Here is a 17996-nt window from a genome sequence, read left to right on the forward strand (position 1 = left end):
TCAACCGGAGCTAGCAATGACGCGTTTCCGTGCCGTCGAGGCCATGCTGGGCACACAGCCCGTGGTGCAACTGGAGGATGCAGAAGGCGGCCGCCGCGTGCGCATCGCACGGCTTGGCGCGGCGCTCCTGAATTTCGAGGCGGACGAGGGCGGCACGTGGTTCGACTACGCCGACGGCTACCGCGACGACGCGGAAGTCGTCGCGCGCTCCGGCTCGCGCTTCGCGATCATGGTGCCGTTCGGTGGCCGCATCGCCGACGCGCGCTACAGCTTCGACGGACAGGCGCAGGATCTGCAGCCCGGCGTGGTGGGCGAGGCGCGCGCCAGTCGGCATGGCTTCGTGCGCGGCGCCACATTCGATCTCGTTGCGCTTGCGGCGGACGAACAGAAAGCGCGGGCGACGCTGGCCACCAACGTGATTCGCCCGCAGCCAGGTTATCCGCACTCGATCGACCTGGCGGTGACGTTCACGCTGGACGCTGCCGGCCTCGCGCTGGAAGTCGCGATGCGCAACGTGGGCGACGACGCTGCGCCGTGTTTCTTCGGCTGGCATCCGTATTTCCGCTTGGCTGACGCACTGGTGGATGGCTGGGAATTGCAGATTCCCGGCGAAGGCCTGATCCGTACCGGCGCCGACCTGATTGCTCTGCCGGGAGCCGCCGCCTACGTGGCGTTGGATGATGCGCCCGCGATGGATTTCCGCGAGCCGCGCGCGATCGGCGGCCAGATCCTCGACCAGAGCTACAACGAATTGCAGTCCGACGCCGACGGCAGCATCCGCACGCACCTGCGCGATCCGGCCAGCGGTCGCGCACTGGTGGTCTGGCAGGAACACGGCCTGATGCACGCCTTCACTTCCGACACGATCAGCCGCGACGTGCGCCGCGCCATCGCGCTGGAGCCGATGGAGTGCATGGCGAATGCCTTCAACCGGCCTGAGTGCGCGGATGCGATCCGCCTGCTGCCGGGCGCGGAGCGTCGCTATCGCTGCGGCGTGGAGATCATCCAGGCATGAACGCCCTGCCCGATATCGATGCGATCCGCGATGCCGCATCGCGCATCGCGCCTTATGCGGTGGTGACGCCTGTGCTGCGCAGTGCTGCGCTCGACGCACTGGCTGGCGCCGAGTTGCATTTCAAGTGCGAGAACCTGCAGCGCGGTGGTGCGTTCAAGTTTCGCGGCGCCTGCAATGCGGTGTGGTCGCTCTCCGACGAAGATGCAGCGCGTGGCGTGGTCACGCATTCCTCCGGCAACCACGGCAACGCGCTCGCGTTGGCCGCCGCCACGCGCGGCATCCAGGCGCACGTGGTGGTGCCCGAAGGCGCCGTGCAGGCCAAGCTGGACGCCATCGTGCGTGCCGGCGGCACGCTGCATCGTTGCGCGCCCACTCAGGCAGCGCGCGAGGCGATGTGCGCCGAGGTGCAGGCGCAGACGGGTGCCGCACTGGTTCATCCCTATGCGGATGCGCGGGTGATGGCAGGGCAGGGCACCATTGCACTGGAGTTGCTGCGTCAGGCACCGCAGCTCGATGCGCTCATCACGCCCGTCGGCGGCGGCGGCCTGGCCGCGGGCGTGGCGATCGCCACGCATGCGCTCAAGCCGGAACTGGCGCTGGTCGCCGCCGAGCCAGCCGGCGCCGACGATGCGGCACGCTCGCTGGCCGCGGGCTCGCGTATCGCGAGCATGGTGCCGGACACGGTGTGCGACGGCCTGCGCGCGCTGATGGGCCAACCGAATTTCGATGCCCTGCGTACGCATCGCGTGGAAGTCGTCACGGTGAGCGACGCGGAGACCATCGCCGCGATGCGTCTGTTGTGGAGCGAGCTGAAGCAGGTGGTGGAGGTCTCCAGCGCTACCGTGCTGGCCGCGATACTCAAGCAGCCGCAGCGTTTCGCCGGCAGGCAAGTGGGCGTTGTGCTCACCGGCGGCAATGTCGATCTCGACGCGTTGCCGTGGTGAGCGTACTCAGACCGTCATGGATTCCGCAGTGACGGCGTCGTCGTTCGCCGCCGTGCCGGTCGTCGCTGCGGCGACACTGCCCGGGAGGTGGTGTGCCAGGGCGTGCAGGTCGAGCTGATCGACCGGGACCGGACGCAGCGTCACGGGATCGAATGCCACTTCGCCCGGCCTCCAGCCCTCGCGCCGGAATACCGTGCACAGGAAGCGCCTGGTCGAATGCCAGTGCAGGCCGAGCAGCCCGTAATTGTTGTCCGCATCCACCACTGGATCGCCTACGCCCGTGGGGCGCGGCGGTTCGCCATACAGCGCGGTGCCGAAGATCACATCCCAGATCGAGAGCACCTGGCCAAAGTTGCAGTTGTGCAACTTGGGGCGCTCGGCGTCGACCAGCATGTGGTGCAGGCGGTGGAATTTCGGGTCGACCAGCAGGCGCTCGAACACGCGTCCGAAGCCGAACCGCGTGTTGGTATGCGAAAAATTCTGCACCAGTTCACCCAGCAGCATCAGCCAGGCGAACTCGTCCGGGTCCACACCCATGACCAGGCCCACCACGGCGAGGATCATCGACTGGATGAAGCCATCGATCAGGTTGCCGCGGTCGTTGGTCCAGCAGCTCATCTGCCGCGTGCTGTGATGCATGCTGTGCAGCGCCCACCACCACGGCAGCGCGTGCTGGGTGCGATGCATCCAGTAGTACACGAAGTCGTACACCACGTAGTACACGCCGAACAGCACGTAGGGATGGCCGTTGAACCATGGCATCAGGGTCGTCAGCGCCAGCGGCGAGCCAGTGCTGGAGGTGCTCGTGTCGGCACCGCCCAGCAGGTTGCTGAAGGGCATCAGGATCAGATACGTGAACAGCGGGAAGATGCCCACCAGCATCATCACCGTGTAGTTGCGGTCTACCAGGGTGAGCTTGCGATCGGCCCACTTCTCGGCGGGGAAGAAGGTTTCCAGCGGTCTGAAAAGGAAGCCGATGATGCAGATCTGCAGCACGGCGATCAGCAGCGACGCGGCGATGTCGCGCGGGTCGCCGGACAGCTTGCCCAGGTGCAGCAGGGCGAGCGCGGGCGCCACGGCGTAGCTGCTCAGCCAATCGACCAGGTGTGACCACAATTCGGGTAGCGAGAACATCGGAAAATTCGCGGGGAACGGCAGCGCACATGATACCGCCGTGATTTCGGCACCGCGCTGAATGCAGCCGCGCGAACTTGCGGGGGCGTGCCTTGCGTAGGAGCGCACCCTGTGCGCTCCTATGGGCGCCGCCGCCGCACGCCGCTCACCGCACACAGTCCCAGCAGCACGAAGCCGATCCCGACCCATTCCATCGGTCTGGGCTCCTCGTGCAGGATCGCCCACGCCAGCAGCACGCCAACGATGGGTACGCCCAGGCTGCTCACGCTGGCCAATGTGGTGGGAAGCCGGCGCAGCACGATCGACCACAGCCACCACGCGAGGCTTGAGGCCATCAGCACGCTGTACGCCAATCCGGCCATGAAGGCACCGCTCCATGCGATGTTCCGCTGCGGCACCGCCAGCGCCACGATGCCCAGCGCCATGCCGCCGGCCAGCATCTGCCAGGCCGTGAGATTGAGTGCGGACACCGCCTGCAACCGGAACAGCCGTTTGCTCAGTACCGTGCCGGCCGCCCATGCCGCGCCGCCGGCGATGGCCAGCACCGTACTCGCCGCATTGCCCAGCCCGCGCCACGGCTCGATGATGCAGACGAGGCCCAGCGCGGCCAGCAGGAGGCCCAGCCAATGTCGACCCGTGGGCCGTTCGCGCAGGATCAGCCAAGCCAGGAGCACGGCCCAGAACGGCATGGTGTAAGCCAACAACGCCACATGGCCGGCGCCACCACTCACCAGTGCCCATTGCTCCAATCCCTGGAACGCCGCGGTCTGGCACAGGCCGATCAGGATCGTGGGCAGCAGCGGTGGCGGCTTCAGCGGCTGGCGGCTCAGCGTCAGCGCCACGAACAGCACCGCCGCACCCAGCAGGTAGCGCATTGCCGCGAAATCGAACGGCCCCGCAAACGCCAGCACCTGCTTCATCACCACCCAGCTGTAGGCCCACAGCAGAATGGTGGCGAGCAGCGCCAGCGAGGCGCTGCGTTGCGAGGCGGCTTGACCGGGCATGGAAGGCATCGCGCTGGAAAGGCGCGAGTGTATTGCCTCCGGCAGCCATCCAGCGTTCACTGTGCGCTCCGCGACAAGCGCCCCCTGCCGGAACCGCCGCATGCAACGTTGCCACTGGGCACCCGCCGACGACACGCTGATGTGTGCCTACCACGACACCGAATGGGGCGTGCCGCTGCACGACGACCAGCGCCTGTTCGAGTTCCTGTGTCTCGAGGGTGCACAGGCCGGGCTGTCGTGGCGCACCGTGCTGGTCAAGCGCGACAACTACCGCAAGGCCTTCCACGATTTCGACATCGCCCGCGTGGCGGCAATGAAGGATCGCGAGCTGGAAAAGCTGCTGCTCGATCCCGGCATCATCCGCAACAGGCTCAAGGTGACCGCGGCGCGCGACAACGCCATCGCAGCGCAGAAGGTGATCGCCGAGTTCGGCAGCCTCGACGCCTACCTGTGGTCGTTCGTGGACGGCAAACCGCTGCACAATCGCTGGAAGGAGAAGGGCGAAGTGCCTGCCAGCACGGCGCTCTCCGACCGCATGAGCAAGGAACTGAAGAAGCGCGGTTTCCGCTTCGTCGGCACCACCATCTGCTATTCGCTGATGCAGGCTACCGGCATGATCAACGACCACCTCGTGGGGTGCTTCCGCCATAAGGCCTGTGCTGCCGGCGAGCGATAGGTCTGCATCGCTTCGCCGCGCCGCAGGCACGGTTCGTCGCAATACGCTGGCATGGTCGCTGCCCAGCCCTGTGCAATGGACTTCCCATCCACTGCACGCGGAGTCCCCGTGAAGAAGACCGGATTGCTTGCCTTGCCCCTGCTGGCAGCGGTTGCTTTCACCGCAACTGCGGCCACGCCGGCGTCGCCGGATGCACATGCGCAGATCGAGCAGGTGGTCGCGAAATTCCAGGCGGCACTGATCGCCAAGGACAAGGCCGGGCTGGAAAACCTGTTCATGGCCGAAGGCGGCGCATGGTTCGAGGTGCTGGGCGATGACGCCTACCAGCAGCTCAGCGCCAGACATCCGCAGGTGCCGCGTTTCCACAGCGACAACCATCAGCGCTTCGTCGACTTCGTCGTCGGCAGCCAGGGGCGTGTGGAGGAGAAGTTTTCCAACGTGCGTATCGAGACCGACGGTGCCATTGCGTCGGTGTACTTCGATTTCGTGTTCCTTGCCGATGGCAAATTGAACAATCGAGGCCATGAGGCCTGGCAATTGGTGAACACCGGTGCGGGCTGGAAGATCAGCGCGATGGCGTATTCCAGCGAGCCGCCGAACCTGCGCTAGAGTGGCTTGGTGGCAGGCGGCTTGCCTGCTGCTGCCGCCGGAAACCCTTGCGCATGACCCAAGCCGTGCCGTCCGCCGTTCGCCGCGGAGCCGATGTTCCCTTCTGGCTACCGTTGCTGGCGGGCGCGCCGCTGGTGCTGTGCATGGCGGTGATGGCGCTTCCCGAGCTGGGCCATGGCCGCGCCGTGGATTTTCGCGTGCTTTACGCGATCACCTACCTGCTCTGGATCGTGCCGATGGCGGCCGCACAGCGTTGGTTGCGGCGGCGCGGCGTATCGTGGCTGATGGCGGTTCCGGTTCTGCTGGCGCTGAGCTACGCGATGTCGCTGGCCAACAACGCGCTCGGCGAGTTGCTGGCGATCCAGCTCGGTGCGCTGCCGCGTTTCCAATGGGCGTTCCTGTTCGTCCAATTGGACGGTTGCTGGCTGGCGCTCATAGCCTTCGGCGCCGTGCATGCGGTGGTGGAGCATTACATCGTGTTGCAGGCCGAGCGCGAGCGCGTGCGCGAGATTGCCGCGCAGGCGCGCGACGCCGAATTGCGCGCGTTGCGTTACCAGCTGCAGCCGCATTTCCTGTTCAACACGCTCAACGCGATTTCTGCTCTGGTGGCCGGGCAGCGCAATGCGGAGGCCAACCGCATGCTGGCCACGCTGGGCGAACTGTTGCGCGCCACATTGGACAGCGGCGAGTCGCACGAGGTGGCGCTGGCGGAGGAGCTGGCGCTGGCCGGGCTTTACCTCGATATCGAAAAGGTACGGCTGGGGGATCGGCTGTTGCTCGACGTGCGCATCGGTCCCGAGGTGCTGCAGTCGGCAGTGCCGCCCCTGTTGCTGCAACCGCTGCTGGAGAATGCGATACGCCATGGCATCGCCCTGCGCACCGCTCCCGGTCGCGTGGCGCTGGCGGCAGAGCGCGACGGCGAAACGTTGCGGTTGTCGCTGCGCAACGATGGCGCGCCGGCGGCATCCGACGCGACCGGCGATGAGACGCGTCCTGCCGCCATCGGCCTGCGCAACGTGCGCGAGAGGCTGGTGCAGCTGCATGGGGAGCGGCAGCGGTTCGAGTTCGCATTGGGCGACGACGGCAGCTGCACCGTCGACATCGCCTTTCCCTTCCGTGCCATCGCGGAGCCGGCATGACGTTGCGCGTACTGGTGGTGGATGACGAACCGCTGGCGCGCGGCGGCGTGCGGGCGCGGCTCGCAGCGCATGCGGACATGCAGGTGATCGGCGAGTGTGCCGACGGCGAGGCCGCATTGGAGTCGATGCGCGAATTGCGCCCCGACCTGGTGTTCATCGATGTGCAGATGCCTGGCATCAACGGGCTGGATGCGCTGGAGCGCCTGCCGCCGCAGGAGCGGCCGCTGGCGATCCTGCTCACCGCGCATGCGCAGTTCGCACTGCGCGCGTTCGCCGTGCGTGCGCTCGACTATCTGCTGAAGCCGGTCGACGAGGACCGCTTCGCCGACGCGCTCGACCGCGCACGGCAGATGCTGGCGGCGCATCGACGCGATCCCTCCCTCGCCGAAGCGTTGCCGGCCCATGCCAGCCGTTTCGAAATACGGCTGGGGCAGCGGGTGCAATGGGTGGATGTGTCGAGGATCGACTGGATCGAGGCGCAGGGCGACTACGCTGGCCTGCACGTGGGCGAGCGCCTGCACCTGCTGCGCGAGCCGCTGCACAAGCTGGCGCTGCGGCTGGATCCGGCGCAATTCGTGCGCATCCATCGCTCCCTCATCGTGCGGCTGGATCGCGTGGCCGAGCTGCAGGCGCTCTCCAACCGCGACTGCCTGCTGCGTCTGCGCGATGGCACGCCGCTGCGCGCCAGCCGGACCTATGTGGACGCGTTGCGCGCGGCCTTGGCTTCGTAGGCGCCGCTAGGGCAGGGCGTCGACCCAGTCGAAGCGTTCGAGCAGGCCGGCGTATTCGCGATCCAGCGGCGCCTGCAGTGTCATCGCCGCGCCGCTCGCCGGATGCCGGAAGTCCAGCCGCCACGCGTGCAGCAGCATGCGGTGGCAGGCGAAGTGCTGCTTGTAGAGGCGGTTATGGTCGCCGCGGCCGTGCTGGCAATCGCCGATCACCGGGTGGTGGATATGAGCAAGGTGTTTGCGGATCTGGCGGAAGCGCCCGCTTTCCGGTTCCGCCAGCAGCAGGGCGTAGCGTTGTTGCGGATAACGACCCAGGGCGATAGGCACTTCTACCGCGGCGAGCTGACGGTAGCGCGTGCGCGCTTCGCGACGCGGACCGGTCTCGCGCGAACCGGGCAGCGGATAGTCGATCACGCCCTCGGCCGGCTCCGGCCAGCCGCGCACCACCACCAGGTATTGCTTGCGCACGTCGCGGCCCATGAACTGCTCGCCCAGCGCGGCGGCGATTTCGCTGCTGCGTGCCACCAGCAGCACACCGCTGGTGGCACGGTCGAGGCGGTGCGCAAGGTAGACGTTGCCGCCCACCTGTTCGCGCAGCACGTCCACGAGGTACTGCTCGGCGTCGTTCACCATCGCGGATCGGTGCACGGGAAGGCCCGCGGGTTTGTTCACCGCGATGAAGGCGTCGTCCTGGTGGAGTATCTCGATAGGCGTCATGAGGTTCCGTGGGAGTTCCCTCCCCTGCGTGCAGGGGAGGGAATCAGGAGCGGCGCGACCAGCCGAAGATGAACGACGCGAGGCCGGTTACGCCCATGCCCAGCGGCAGCCAGAGACCGTGTTGTGGCGCCAGCGCCCACAACAGGGTGGCGCAGAGGATCAGCGTGGCGCCGAACGCGCTGCACGCGATCATGCGCAGCAGCCGGCGCATGAGATGGCGCTGGAGGCCGAGCGTGTCCACGTCGGCAAGCAGGCGCTGCTCGCCTTGCGCGATCTGTTCCAGCGAAGCGCGCAGCAGTTCGGGGAGTTGCGGCGCGAGGTGGAACCACTCAGGCAGGCGCTTGCGCACCTCGCGCATCGTGCGCAGCGGGCTGTAGCGTTCGCGCAGGATGCGCTTCAGCACCGGATGCGCCACCGCCCAGATGTCGATCTCGGGATCGAGCATGCGACCCACGCCTTCGATGTTGAGCAGGGTCTTCTGCAACAGGATCAGCTGCGGCTGCAGGGTCAGCTCGAAGCGGCGCGCAGTCTGGAACAGCTTCACCACCAGCTCGGCCAGCGAAATCTGGGAAAGCGGACGGGTGAAGTAGGGTTCGCACACCGTGCGCACGGCGGCTTCCAGTTCGTCCAGTCGCACGGTGGAGGGCATCCATCCGGCGTCCACGTGCAGCTTGGCGATGCGCGCGTAGTCGCGTTCAAACAGCGCGATGAAGTTCTGGGCAAGCCAGTACTGGTCGGCTTCGGGCAACGAGCCCATGATGCCGAAGTCCAGCGCGATGAAGCGCGGCTCGACGGGACGCGTGACGTCCACCCAGATGTTGCCCGGGTGGGCATCGGCATGGAAAAAGTTGTCGCGGAACACCTGCTCGTAGAACACCCGCACGCCCTTGGCGGCGAGCGCCTTGCGGTCGATGCCGGCGGCGTCGATGGCGGCAATGTCGTCGCTGCTGATGCCGTGCACGCGTTCCAGCGTGAGCACGCGTTGCGCGGTCAGATCCCAGTGCACCTCGGGCACGTAGAGGTCGACGCCGCTGGCGAAGTTGCGCCGGAGCAGGCTGGCGCTGGCGCCTTCGCGCTGCAGGTCCAGCTCGTTTTCCAGCATCTTCTCGACTTCCGCCACCACGTCCAGCGGGCGGATCTTGTCGGCATTGGGATGCCAGCGGTTCGCCAATGCACCCAGCGAGTGCAGCAGCTTCACGTCACGGGCGATCTGCGCGTCGATGCCGGGGCGCAGCACCTTCACCACCACGGAGCGCCCGTCTGGAAGTTCGGCCGCGTGCACCTGCGCGATGGAGGCGGAAGCCAGTGGCGTTTCGTCGAAATGGACGTACAGGCGGCTGATCGGGGACTTCAGCTCGCGCTCCACGATGGCGCGCGCCGCGCTGCCGGGAAAGGGCGGCACCTGGTCCTGCAACAGCGCCAGTTCATCGGCGATGTCCCCGGGCACGAGGTCGCGCCGTGTGGACAGCACCTGTCCGGCCTTGACGAAGATCGGTCCCAGTTCGGTGAGCGCCAGGCGCAGCCGTGCGCCGCGCGGCAGGTTGCGCACGTCCACGCTGGGACGGCCCAATAGCGGGCGCACCAGCTTGAGCGGGCGGAACAGGTGGGCGGCGTCCACCAGCTCGTCGAGCCGGTAGCGCAGCAGTACGGCGGCGACGCGCAGCAGACGCGGAACGACGGCAAGCGAGGTCACGCGGCGGCTCCGTTGGGGGGCGTCCCTTTCACGCGTGACGCCAGGCGGGCGAGGCGCGCTTCCAGCCGTTCGCTGCGCTCGCGCAGGTTGTCCACGCCGTCGAGGAAGGTTTCCGCTTCGCCGGGAGCCACAGCAAGGCGCGATTCGTCGCGCAGCCACGCGGCGCCGTCTTCGGTGAGATGGCTGGCGGTTTCCTTTGCGTGCACGAACGCGGTACGCACGGCACGCGCCAGTGGCACGCCGAGCACGTCGCCGAAGCTGCGCGCGAAGGCTTCTTCGAAATCGGGCGCGAACTGCGAGGCCAGCTTTTCCAGCCGGCGCGCCAGGTCGGCATCGCCGGCGATTTCCACTTTGCCGGGTGCCACGCCGTCGTCGCCGCGGCGCAAAGCCATCGCCAGCAGGCTGCCGGGCGTGGCGGCCACGCGCAGCGTGCTGGCGGCTGCCTCGTTCTGGTCCGGCGGCCCGACCGCGAGGCGATCGCTTTCCACGGTCACGGCCAGCGCGAGCTCCGGCCCGCGCAGGTGCAGCAGTACGCGGCGGCCATTGAGGGTGGCGAGCTTTTGCTGCGTGTCGGGGTCGAGCGCCAGCGTGTGGTTGAGCGCTGCTTCCAGCGCGCGTCCGGCCAGCTTGCGCAACGGCGTGGGCAGCCAGGCGTTGGGTGTGGGCGAGGTCATCCGGGGATTGTAGCGGCGCCGTCGAATCCAAGCTGCCGCCACGCCTCGTACACCGCCACGGCCACGGTATTGGAAAGATTGAGGCTGCGGCTGTCCGGCCGCATCGGCAGGCGCAGGCGTTGCGCCTCGGGAATGGTGTCCAGCACCTCGCCCGGCAGCCCGGCGGTTTCGCAACCGAACAGCAATGCGTCGCCGTCGGCGTAGCGCGCATCGACGTGGCACACACGGCCACGGGTGGTGAAGGCGAACACGCGCGGTTGGCCGATGGTGGCGAGGCAATCGGCCAGGCTGTCGTGCACGGTGACGCGGGCGTATTCGTGGTAGTCCAGCCCGGCGCGGCGCAGGCGCGTGTCGTCGAGCTCGAAGCCCAGCGGGCGGATCAGGTGCAGCGCGGCGCCGGTGTTGGCACACAGGCGAATGGCGTTGCCGGTGTTCGGCGGGATCTCGGGGCGGAACAGGATGACATGGAGCATCCGGCGATTATCGCGTGCGCATGGCCGCGCAGGCGAGCCGGCGACGCGATCAGCTGCGCGGCAGCGGGCAAGCGGTGGCCGTCGTCGCGCAGGCGTTGCTCGTGGTCGCCAGCGTCTGGGCGGTGGGCGGGCGGTCAGTCAGCATCGAACCCAGCACCAGGGTGCAGACCAGCAGGCAGGCCGCGAACAAACCATTGAGCATCAGGGTTTCATGTTTCATTGAAATACTCCTCGTCAGGATGGGAAAGGTGGGCTTCAACCCGGCTGGCGCGGGCAGATCACGCCGTCGGCAGGCAGCGCGCATTGCGCGGGGCTTGCCAGCAAGGCGTTGGCGACGGTGCCGCTGCTGGCCATTCCGGCCGGAGCGGGGAAGCTCTTCAGCATTGCGCCCAACACCAGCGTGCAAACCAGCAGGCAGGCGACGAACAGGCTGCGCAGCATCAGGTTCTCGTATTTCATGGCGTGTCTCCGATTGGGTGGGTTGTCCTTGCACGATGTAGAGAGAGCAATCCGCATGCCAAGTCGAAAAATTATTTTAGATAATTGAATTTAAAGAGAATTTCTGATCATCTGAAGCCCGGGTCCGCTTGTCCGCGGACAGTCGGACAGGAAAACCGGACAGCCGGCCGTGCGCGTGCCCTTGGTCATCTGGCAGGAACTTGCGCCCTCCCGTAGGCTCGCCTGACACCCAACCCGAAAGGAGCGTCACGATGGGAAGCAAGCCCTTGGCCGTCCTGATCGCCAGCCTGTTGAGCGCCATGGCTGGCCTTGCGCCGGATGCGGCGATGGCTGCCACGCAAACCGCGCGGGCCACGCAGCAGGTTCCGGACATCGCCTACACGCGCTTCACCCTGCCGAACGGTCTCACCGTGATCGTGCACGAGGACCACAAGGCGCCAGTGGTTGCGGTGAGCATCTGGTACCACATCGGTTCGGCCGACGAACCGAAGGGCAAGACCGGCTTCGCCCATCTGTTCGAACACCTGATGTTCTCGGGTTCGGAGCACCACAAGGGCACCTACTTCCAGCCGTTCGAACTGGCCGGTGCCACCGACATGAACGGCACCACCTGGTTCGACCGCACCAACTATTTCGAGACGGTGCCCACCACCGCGCTGGACATGGCGCTATGGATGGAATCCGACCGCATGGGCCACCTGCTCGACGCGATCGGCCAGAAGGAGCTCGACACCCAGCGCGGCGTGGTGCAGAACGAAAAGCGCCAGGATGAAAACCGTCCCTACGGTCGCGTGGACGAGAACATCCTCGCCAATACCTATCCCGCGAATCATCCGTACCAGCACGACACCATCGGCTCGATGGCCGACCTCGACGCAGCATCGCTGGCGGACGTGAAGAACTGGTTCCACGCCAACTACGGCGCCGCCAACACCACGCTGGTGCTGGCCGGTGACATCACGGTGGCCGAGGCACGCGCGAAGGCGCTGAAGTATTTCGGCGACATCCCCGCCGGCAAGCCGGTGGCGCACCAGCAGCCGTGGATCACCCCGCTGGCCAGGTCCACCCAGGGCGTGCAGCACGACCACGTGGCGCAGCCGCGCATCTACCGCACCTGGGTGGTACCGCAGCTCGGCAGCGACGCGGCCATCCAGCTCGACCTGGCCAGCACCGTACTGGGGGCCGGCAAGACCTCGCGGCTGTACCAGCGCCTCGTCTACCAGGACAAGCTGGTGGACGACGTCTCCGCCAGCATCGCGCCGTTCGCGCTGGCCAGCCAGTTCCAGATCCAGGCCGACGTGAAGCAGGGCGTCGACCCGGCCAAGGTGGAGGCGGCGATCGACGCGGTACTCAAGGACTTCCTCGCCAACGGCCCCTCCGCCGACGAACTCGATCGCGCCAAGATCGGCAACCGCGCGCAGTTCATCCGCGGGCTGGAGAAGGTGGGTGGTTTCGGCGGCAAGGCGGTGATCCTCGCCGAAGGTCAGGTCTATCGCGGCGACCCGGCTGCCTACAAGAAGGATCTCGACCGCGCCAACGCGGCCACACCGGCCAGCGTCAAGGCCGCGGCGGACGAATGGCTGGCCAAGGGCGACTACCGGCTCACCGTGTTGCCTGCCGGCAAGGACTTCGATCCGGCGTCCGAGGACAAGGCCGTGAAGCCGCTGGGCGATGCCGCCGGCAAGCCGCAGCCCAGGCTGCCCGCCGTGCGCGAATACAGCGTGACCAAGAGCGACGTGGATCGCAGCAAGGGCGTGCCGCAGGTCACCAGCTTTCCCTCGCTGAGCTTCCCCGCGCTCGAACGCGGCAAGCTCGACAACGGCATCGAGGTGATCCTCGCCCAGCGCCACACCATCCCGGTGACGCAGGTGCAACTGATGTTCGATTCCGGTTATGCCGCCGACCAGGGCGGCAAGCTCGGCACGGCGAGCTTCACCGCGCGCCTGATGAACGAGAGCACCACCAAGATGGATTCTGTGGCGGTGTCCGAAGCACGCCAGCGCCTCGGCGCGGCCACCAGCATCGACTGCGGGCTGGACAGCTGCAGCGCCGGGCTCAATGCCCTCAACGACCAGCTCAAGCCCTCGCTGGCGTTGTTCGCCGACATCGTGCGCGACCCCGCATTCAAGGCAGCCGACATCGACCGCGTGCGCGGCCAGTGGCTGGCCGACATTGCGCAGGAAAAGACCCAGCCCATCGGCCTCGCGCTGCGTTCGCTGCCGCCGCTGCTGTACGGGGCCGGCCACGCCTACGGGATTCCGTTCACCGGCAGCGGTACGGAGGCCAGCATCCGGTCGCTCACGGCGGATGACCTGCGCGCGTTCCAGCAGAATTGGTTGCGTCCGGACAACGTGAAGATCCTGGTAGCCGGCGACACCACGCTGGACAAGATCATCCCGGAGTTGAACGCCGCCTTCGGCGACTGGAAAGCTCCGGCCACCCCGGTGCCGCACAAGAACATCGCCCAGGTGGCCGCGCAGCCCAGGCCGCGCGTGTTCCTGATCGACCGCCCCGATGCGCCGCAGTCGTTGATCCTCGCCGGCCTGCTGGCGCCGTCTACGCGCACGCCGGACAACCTCGCCATCCAGGTGGCCAACGGTGCCTTCGGCGGCACCTTCACTTCGCGCCTCAACATGAACCTGCGCGAGGACAAGCGCTGGGCCTACGGCGCGCAGAGCTTCCTGATGGATGCGCAGGGTCAGCGCCCGATGCTGTTCTACGCGCCGGTACAGACCGACAAGACCGCGCCTTCCGCCAGCGAAGTGCTGAAGGAGGCGCGCGCGGTGATCGGCGACAAGCCGTTGACCGATGCCGAGATCACCAAGATCAAGGATCAGCGCATCCGCGCCCTGCCGGGCGGCTACGAGACCACCGTGGCGGTGCTCGGCGCGATGGAAGGCATCGTCGCGTACGACCGTCCCGACGATTACGTGCAGACACTGAAGCCACGACTGGAAGCCGTCACGCAAGCCCAGGCCGAAGCGGCGATCAAGGAGATCGTGCGGCCGCAGGCGATGACCTGGGTGATCGTGGGCGACCTCAAGCAGATCGAGGCGCCGGTGCGTGCACTGGACCTTGGCGACGTGCAGGTGCTTGACGCCGACGGCAAGCCGGTATCGAAGTAGCTGTTGCCCGTCATTCCGGCGCAGGCCGGAATCCAGTGACCGCATGGCTCGGATGCGCGCGGTCGCTGCTGGATCCCGGTCTGCGCCGGGATGGACGAGCTGGAGACGGTGCGCGTTCGGCCATCGGCAGCGGACTCGGTGGGCGGAACAAGCACCCATACAGGCGCGAGCCAGCATCGCGCGCTAGCATGGAGGGCGGGCGGCTTAGCGCCCGGCCTTTCTTCATCCAGACATCGGAGTCGCCCCATGCGCAAGACCGTGTTGCTGATCGTTCCCACGCTGCTGCTTGGAGCCTGCACCTGGGGTATCAATCCCACGCCGGCCTCGCAGAACGTGCGCACGGCATGGAACGGTGACGTTTCCGGTTGCCGTGACCTCGGCAAGATCACCGTCTCGGTGATGGACCACGTCGGCCCGGTGGACCGCAACGACATCAAGGTGCGCGACGAGCTGCAGGTGATGGCGCGCAACGAGGCTGCCACCATGCAGGCGGACACCATCAAGCCGTTGGGTGAACCCAGCGACGGTTCGCAGCCGTGGGGCGCCTATCAATGCGGTTCGCGCGTCATCCAGCCCAACACTGCACCGGGACAGCCCCAGCCACCGGCCAACGGTGGCGGCGCGCAGACCTTCCCGGTCAAGGGCAACTGAGCTCGGCTCCGATCGACCAGGAAAGAACGAAGGGCGCCGAGGGCGCCCTTCGCCTTTGTTGAAGAGTGCGGCAATGGATGGCCGCCCGTTTGATCTTCGCGATCACGGATGATCGCAAAGATATTTCCGTACCGGTGCGTGGCACACGCCCGCACACCGGCACGATTCACAGGTGCCCGCTGGCCAATTCGTCCGCCAGTCGCGGCAGCCGGTAGACCTTGCGCACCGCTTCCATCAATGCGGCGGTGTCCACGGCCACCGCGCGGTTGTTGTTGCCGTCGTACACGAAGTCGCCGCCGATGGAGTGGATGTTGCCGTCGAAGATCAGGCCCACCGCATGGCCGTCGCGGTCGACCACCGGGCTGCCGGAGTTGCCGCCGATGATGTCGTTGTCGGTGACGAAGTCGAACGGCGTGGAGAGGTCCAGTGAATCCTTCGCCTTGATCCAGCTGTCCGGCAGCTTGAACGGGTCCGCGCCAGTGGCGCGGTTGTAGGCGCCGGCGAAGTCGGTGAACGGCGGCACCTCGTGGTCGCCTTCCTTCCAGCCGGCCACCTTGCCGTAGGACAGCCGCAAGGTGAAGGTGGCGTCGGGATAGTTGCTGGTGCCTTCGCGCGCGAAGCGGGCCTGGGCGATCGCCTCATCGGCCTTGGTGGTGGGCGCCTGCACTTCGTCCTCGTACTGCTTGCGCAGCTTGGTCGCAGTGGGCTCGATCCCCCGCACGAACGCGATCATGGGATCGGTGGAGGCCTCGACCGCCTTCTCGCCGCCGTCCCACAGCTGCTTGCGTACCGCCGGGTCAGCGAGCTTGGTGCCGTTCACCAGCGTGGTGGCCAGCTCGTCGGGCGATTGCTTGCCCAGCGTCTGGTGCACGAAGGCATCGTCGGCACCGAGGATCTGGCGCATCTTCTCCATCGACCACGCCATCATGGTGCGCTCGAACTCCGGATATACCGGTACCTTCGCCTCCAGCGACTGTTCCACCGCGGGCAGGTTGGCGTCGCGGTACTGCGGCAGGCGTTCGGCGTCGGGCTTGGCGCGCTGGGCCGCGCCGCGCACCAGGGTCATCGCGTCGGCGAACAGCTGGGTGCCAACGCCGAAGCCGCGGCCGCCGGCGATCATGTTGTAGCGGTCCTGCAGTTCCTTGCCGCGCTGCTGGGCCTTGGCCAGGTCCGCCCACGGGTCGCCGTATTTCGCGCGGCGCGACGGGTCGGCGGCGATCCAGTCGCGCAGCGTGGCATCGTCCTTCTGCTTCTGCGTGATGAAGCTTTCGTTGGTGAGCGTTTCCAGCCAGCCGTTGAACACCTTCAGCGTGTTCTCGATGCCGAACTGCATGTCCTGTGCTTCCTTGGCCTGCTGCGCGCCAGCGCGGCCGTATTGCCACAGCACGCCGCGCAGGTCGGACAGGTAGCCGTAGAACGGGATCAGCATGTCGTCGCGCATGGCTGACAACTGGAGCCACGGCGTCTCGCGCTGGGTCGAGCCCGGGTTGCCGACCACGAAGGTCATTTCACCCGCCTTCGGCCCATGCGGGTCGAACTGCAGGAACTGCGGCGTCTTCGCCGGCTTGCCGTCCACGTAGGCGCGGAAGAAGGTGACGTCGAGGTCGTAGCGCGGGAAGTTGAAGTTGTCCGGGTCGCCGCCGAAGAAGGCGATGCTCTGCTCAGGCGCGAACACCAGGCGCACGTCCTGGTAGCGGCGATACTTGTACAGCGCGTAGCGGCCGCCGTGGTACAGCGTTACCACGTCGCAGCGCCAGGTCTTGGCATCGCCGGCGACGCACTGCGTCTCCAGCTTGCTGCTGATCGCGCGCTCTGCCTTGATGCGTTCGGCGCCCTGCTTGCCGCTGGTCGCCGCGTTCACCTGGTCGGTGACGTCGGTGATCTTCTCCAGCTGGTTGAGTTCGACGTCGGGACATTTCGGCTCGTCTTCCTGCTTCATCGCCACGTAGCCGTCGGACATGTAATTGTGGCCGGTGCCGGAGAGCTGGGAGAGGCAGGCATTGGCGCAGTGGTGGTTGGTCATCACCAGGCCGCTGGCCGAGACGAAGGAACCGGAGCAGCCTTCGGCCAGGCGCACCGCCGCATGCTGGATCAGGTCGATCCATTGCTGGGTGGGCGTGAAACCATAGCGCTGCTGCATCTGCTTCACCGGCAGATGGTCCAGCGTCCACATGCCTTCATCGGCCATGGCGCCGCCGGCGGTGCCAAGCAGCAGGCCGGAAAACCCAACGAGCAACCAGCGTTTCATCGCGTCTCCTCCGTATGGGGGCGGATCGGCGCGCGGATGGCGCGGGTCCGCTGTTGGCGTGTCGAACCAGCGGCCATCATGACGTCGTCGGCGGGGGCGAGGAAGTGGCGGTCGACAGGGGTACTTGCAGGCCACCCATTCCGGGCATAAAATTCATTTCCATATATTTCATATATGAAATACAAACAAGACAGCAACGACTGCATTCAGCCATGAGCAGCTTCGCCCCCACCGAACAACGCCTTGCCGTCACCTGCCGGCGCCAACCCGCGTTCCCGCGCGAACCGGCGGTGCTGGTGCGGCTGGTGAAGCATCTGCACAAGCGCGTGCACGACGCCGCCAACGCCACGCTCAAGCCGTGGGGCATCAGCCACCCGGAGTACAACATCCTGATGATGCTGTACGGCACCGAGGGCTATACGCTGAACCCGTCGCAGCTGGCCGAGGCGGCGGGCGAGAAGTCGGCGAACATCACGCGGCTTGCAGACAGTCTGTGCGACAAGGGGCTGGTCGAGCGCACCGCGAGCGACACGGACCGGCGCAAGGTCAGCCTGAGCCTGAGCCGCGAGGGGTTGGCGATGATCGACGAATTCATGCCGTCGATCTGCGCGCTGCTGGAGCGTCAGACCGCCGGCATGAAGCCCGCCGAGACGGCGCAGCTGGAGCGCCTGCTCAAGAAGTTCCTCAACCAGTTGGAGCAGGATTGA

18 protein-coding genes are annotated in these 17996 nt (G+C 66.9%); 9 read left to right on the top strand and 9 right to left on the bottom strand.

The features are described from left to right. Positions 1-16 precede the first annotated feature (16 nt). Positions 17-1015 (top strand): aldose 1-epimerase, encoded by a 999-nt coding sequence (locus ISP25_RS14265; protein WP_404614785.1) that lies wholly within the window; start codon positions 17-19, stop codon positions 1013-1015. Next, complete coding sequence (locus ISP25_RS14270) at positions 1012-1959, top strand: pyridoxal-phosphate dependent enzyme (RefSeq protein ID WP_404614787.1); 948 nt, start codon at positions 1012-1014, stop codon at positions 1957-1959. The genes ISP25_RS14265 and ISP25_RS14270 overlap by 4 nt, the downstream gene beginning before the upstream one ends. A gap of 6 nt (positions 1960-1965) precedes the next feature. Here ISP25_RS14270 and ISP25_RS14275 read toward each other — a convergent pair whose 3' ends face one another. Continuing rightward, positions 1966-3093, bottom strand: a complete 1128-nt coding sequence (locus ISP25_RS14275) for a sterol desaturase family protein (RefSeq protein ID WP_404614789.1) — start codon at positions 3091-3093, stop codon at positions 1966-1968. Positions 3094-3212: 119 nt separating this feature from the next. Further along, positions 3213-4097, bottom strand: coding sequence for a DMT family transporter (locus tag ISP25_RS14280; protein ID WP_404614791.1), 885 nt, complete (start codon positions 4095-4097; stop codon positions 3213-3215). A 100-nt stretch (positions 4098-4197) separates the two neighbouring features. Between ISP25_RS14280 and ISP25_RS14285 the strand changes: the two genes are divergently transcribed. The 4 genes from ISP25_RS14285 to ISP25_RS14300 all read left to right on the top strand — a co-directional run bounded on the left by ISP25_RS14285 (position 4198) and on the right by ISP25_RS14300 (position 7252). Beyond that, positions 4198-4773, top strand: a complete 576-nt coding sequence (locus ISP25_RS14285) for a DNA-3-methyladenine glycosylase I (RefSeq protein ID WP_192160126.1) — start codon at positions 4198-4200, stop codon at positions 4771-4773. 108 nt (positions 4774-4881) lie between these two features. Next, positions 4882-5382 (top strand): Cif family virulence factor, encoded by a 501-nt coding sequence (locus ISP25_RS14290; RefSeq protein WP_404614793.1) that lies wholly within the window; start codon positions 4882-4884, stop codon positions 5380-5382. 53 nt (positions 5383-5435) lie between these two features. After that, the gene (locus ISP25_RS14295; RefSeq protein WP_404614795.1) at positions 5436-6521 is read left to right on the top strand and encodes a sensor histidine kinase; all 1086 of its coding nucleotides are present in this window, start codon (positions 5436-5438) and stop codon (positions 6519-6521) included. Next, positions 6518-7252, top strand: coding sequence for a LytR/AlgR family response regulator transcription factor (locus tag ISP25_RS14300; RefSeq protein WP_404614797.1), 735 nt, complete (start codon positions 6518-6520; stop codon positions 7250-7252). Before ISP25_RS14295 ends, ISP25_RS14300 begins: the two co-directional genes overlap by 4 nt. Before the next feature lie 6 nt (positions 7253-7258). Here ISP25_RS14300 and ISP25_RS14305 read toward each other — a convergent pair whose 3' ends face one another. Genes ISP25_RS14305 through ISP25_RS14330 form a run of 6 tightly spaced genes read right to left on the bottom strand, consistent with a single transcriptional unit; the run spans position 7259 to position 11265 of the window. After that, positions 7259-7966: a pseudouridine synthase gene (locus ISP25_RS14305; RefSeq protein WP_404614799.1), complete on the bottom strand. Its 708-nt coding sequence runs from the start codon at positions 7964-7966 to the stop codon at positions 7259-7261. A 43-nt stretch (positions 7967-8009) separates the two neighbouring features. Continuing rightward, on the bottom strand, positions 8010-9659 hold the full coding sequence (ubiB, locus tag ISP25_RS14310) for a ubiquinone biosynthesis regulatory protein kinase UbiB (protein ID WP_192160116.1): 1650 nt from the start codon (positions 9657-9659) through the stop codon (positions 8010-8012). Continuing rightward, a complete protein-coding gene (locus ISP25_RS14315) occupies positions 9656-10333 on the bottom strand; it encodes a ubiquinone biosynthesis accessory factor UbiJ (RefSeq protein ID WP_404614801.1) in 678 nt (225 codons plus the stop codon). The genes ubiB and ISP25_RS14315 overlap by 4 nt, the downstream gene beginning before the upstream one ends. Beyond that, entirely contained in the window at positions 10330-10806 is a 477-nt protein-coding gene (trmL, locus tag ISP25_RS14320; RefSeq protein ID WP_404614803.1) for a tRNA (uridine(34)/cytosine(34)/5-carboxymethylaminomethyluridine(34)-2'-O)-methyltransferase TrmL, read from the bottom strand. Before trmL ends, ISP25_RS14315 begins: the two co-directional genes overlap by 4 nt. Positions 10807-10855: 49 nt before the next feature. Then, positions 10856-11026, bottom strand: a complete 171-nt coding sequence (locus tag ISP25_RS14325) for a hypothetical protein (protein ID WP_192160168.1) — start codon at positions 11024-11026, stop codon at positions 10856-10858. A gap of 35 nt (positions 11027-11061) precedes the next feature. Next, positions 11062-11265: a hypothetical protein gene (locus ISP25_RS14330; protein WP_192160110.1), complete on the bottom strand. Its 204-nt coding sequence runs from the start codon at positions 11263-11265 to the stop codon at positions 11062-11064. A 251-nt stretch (positions 11266-11516) separates the two neighbouring features. On the opposite strand from ISP25_RS14330, the gene ISP25_RS14335 reads away from it, so the two are divergent. Next, positions 11517-14390 (top strand): M16 family metallopeptidase, encoded by a 2874-nt coding sequence (locus tag ISP25_RS14335; RefSeq protein WP_404614805.1) that lies wholly within the window; start codon positions 11517-11519, stop codon positions 14388-14390. Between the two features lie 246 nt (positions 14391-14636). Beyond that, the gene (locus ISP25_RS14340; protein WP_192160106.1) at positions 14637-15041 is read left to right on the top strand and encodes a DUF4156 domain-containing protein; all 405 of its coding nucleotides are present in this window, start codon (positions 14637-14639) and stop codon (positions 15039-15041) included. Between the two features lie 166 nt (positions 15042-15207). On the opposite strand, the gene ISP25_RS14345 is transcribed toward ISP25_RS14340, so the two are convergent. Next, positions 15208-17289, bottom strand: a complete 2082-nt coding sequence (locus ISP25_RS14345; RefSeq protein WP_404614808.1) for a S46 family peptidase — start codon at positions 17287-17289, stop codon at positions 15208-15210. Positions 17290-17501: 212 nt separating this feature from the next. On the opposite strand from ISP25_RS14345, the gene ISP25_RS14350 reads away from it, so the two are divergent. After that, entirely contained in the window at positions 17502-17996 is a 495-nt protein-coding gene (locus tag ISP25_RS14350) for a MarR family transcriptional regulator (protein WP_192160102.1), read from the top strand.

The organism is Rhodanobacter hydrolyticus, assembly GCF_044904645.1.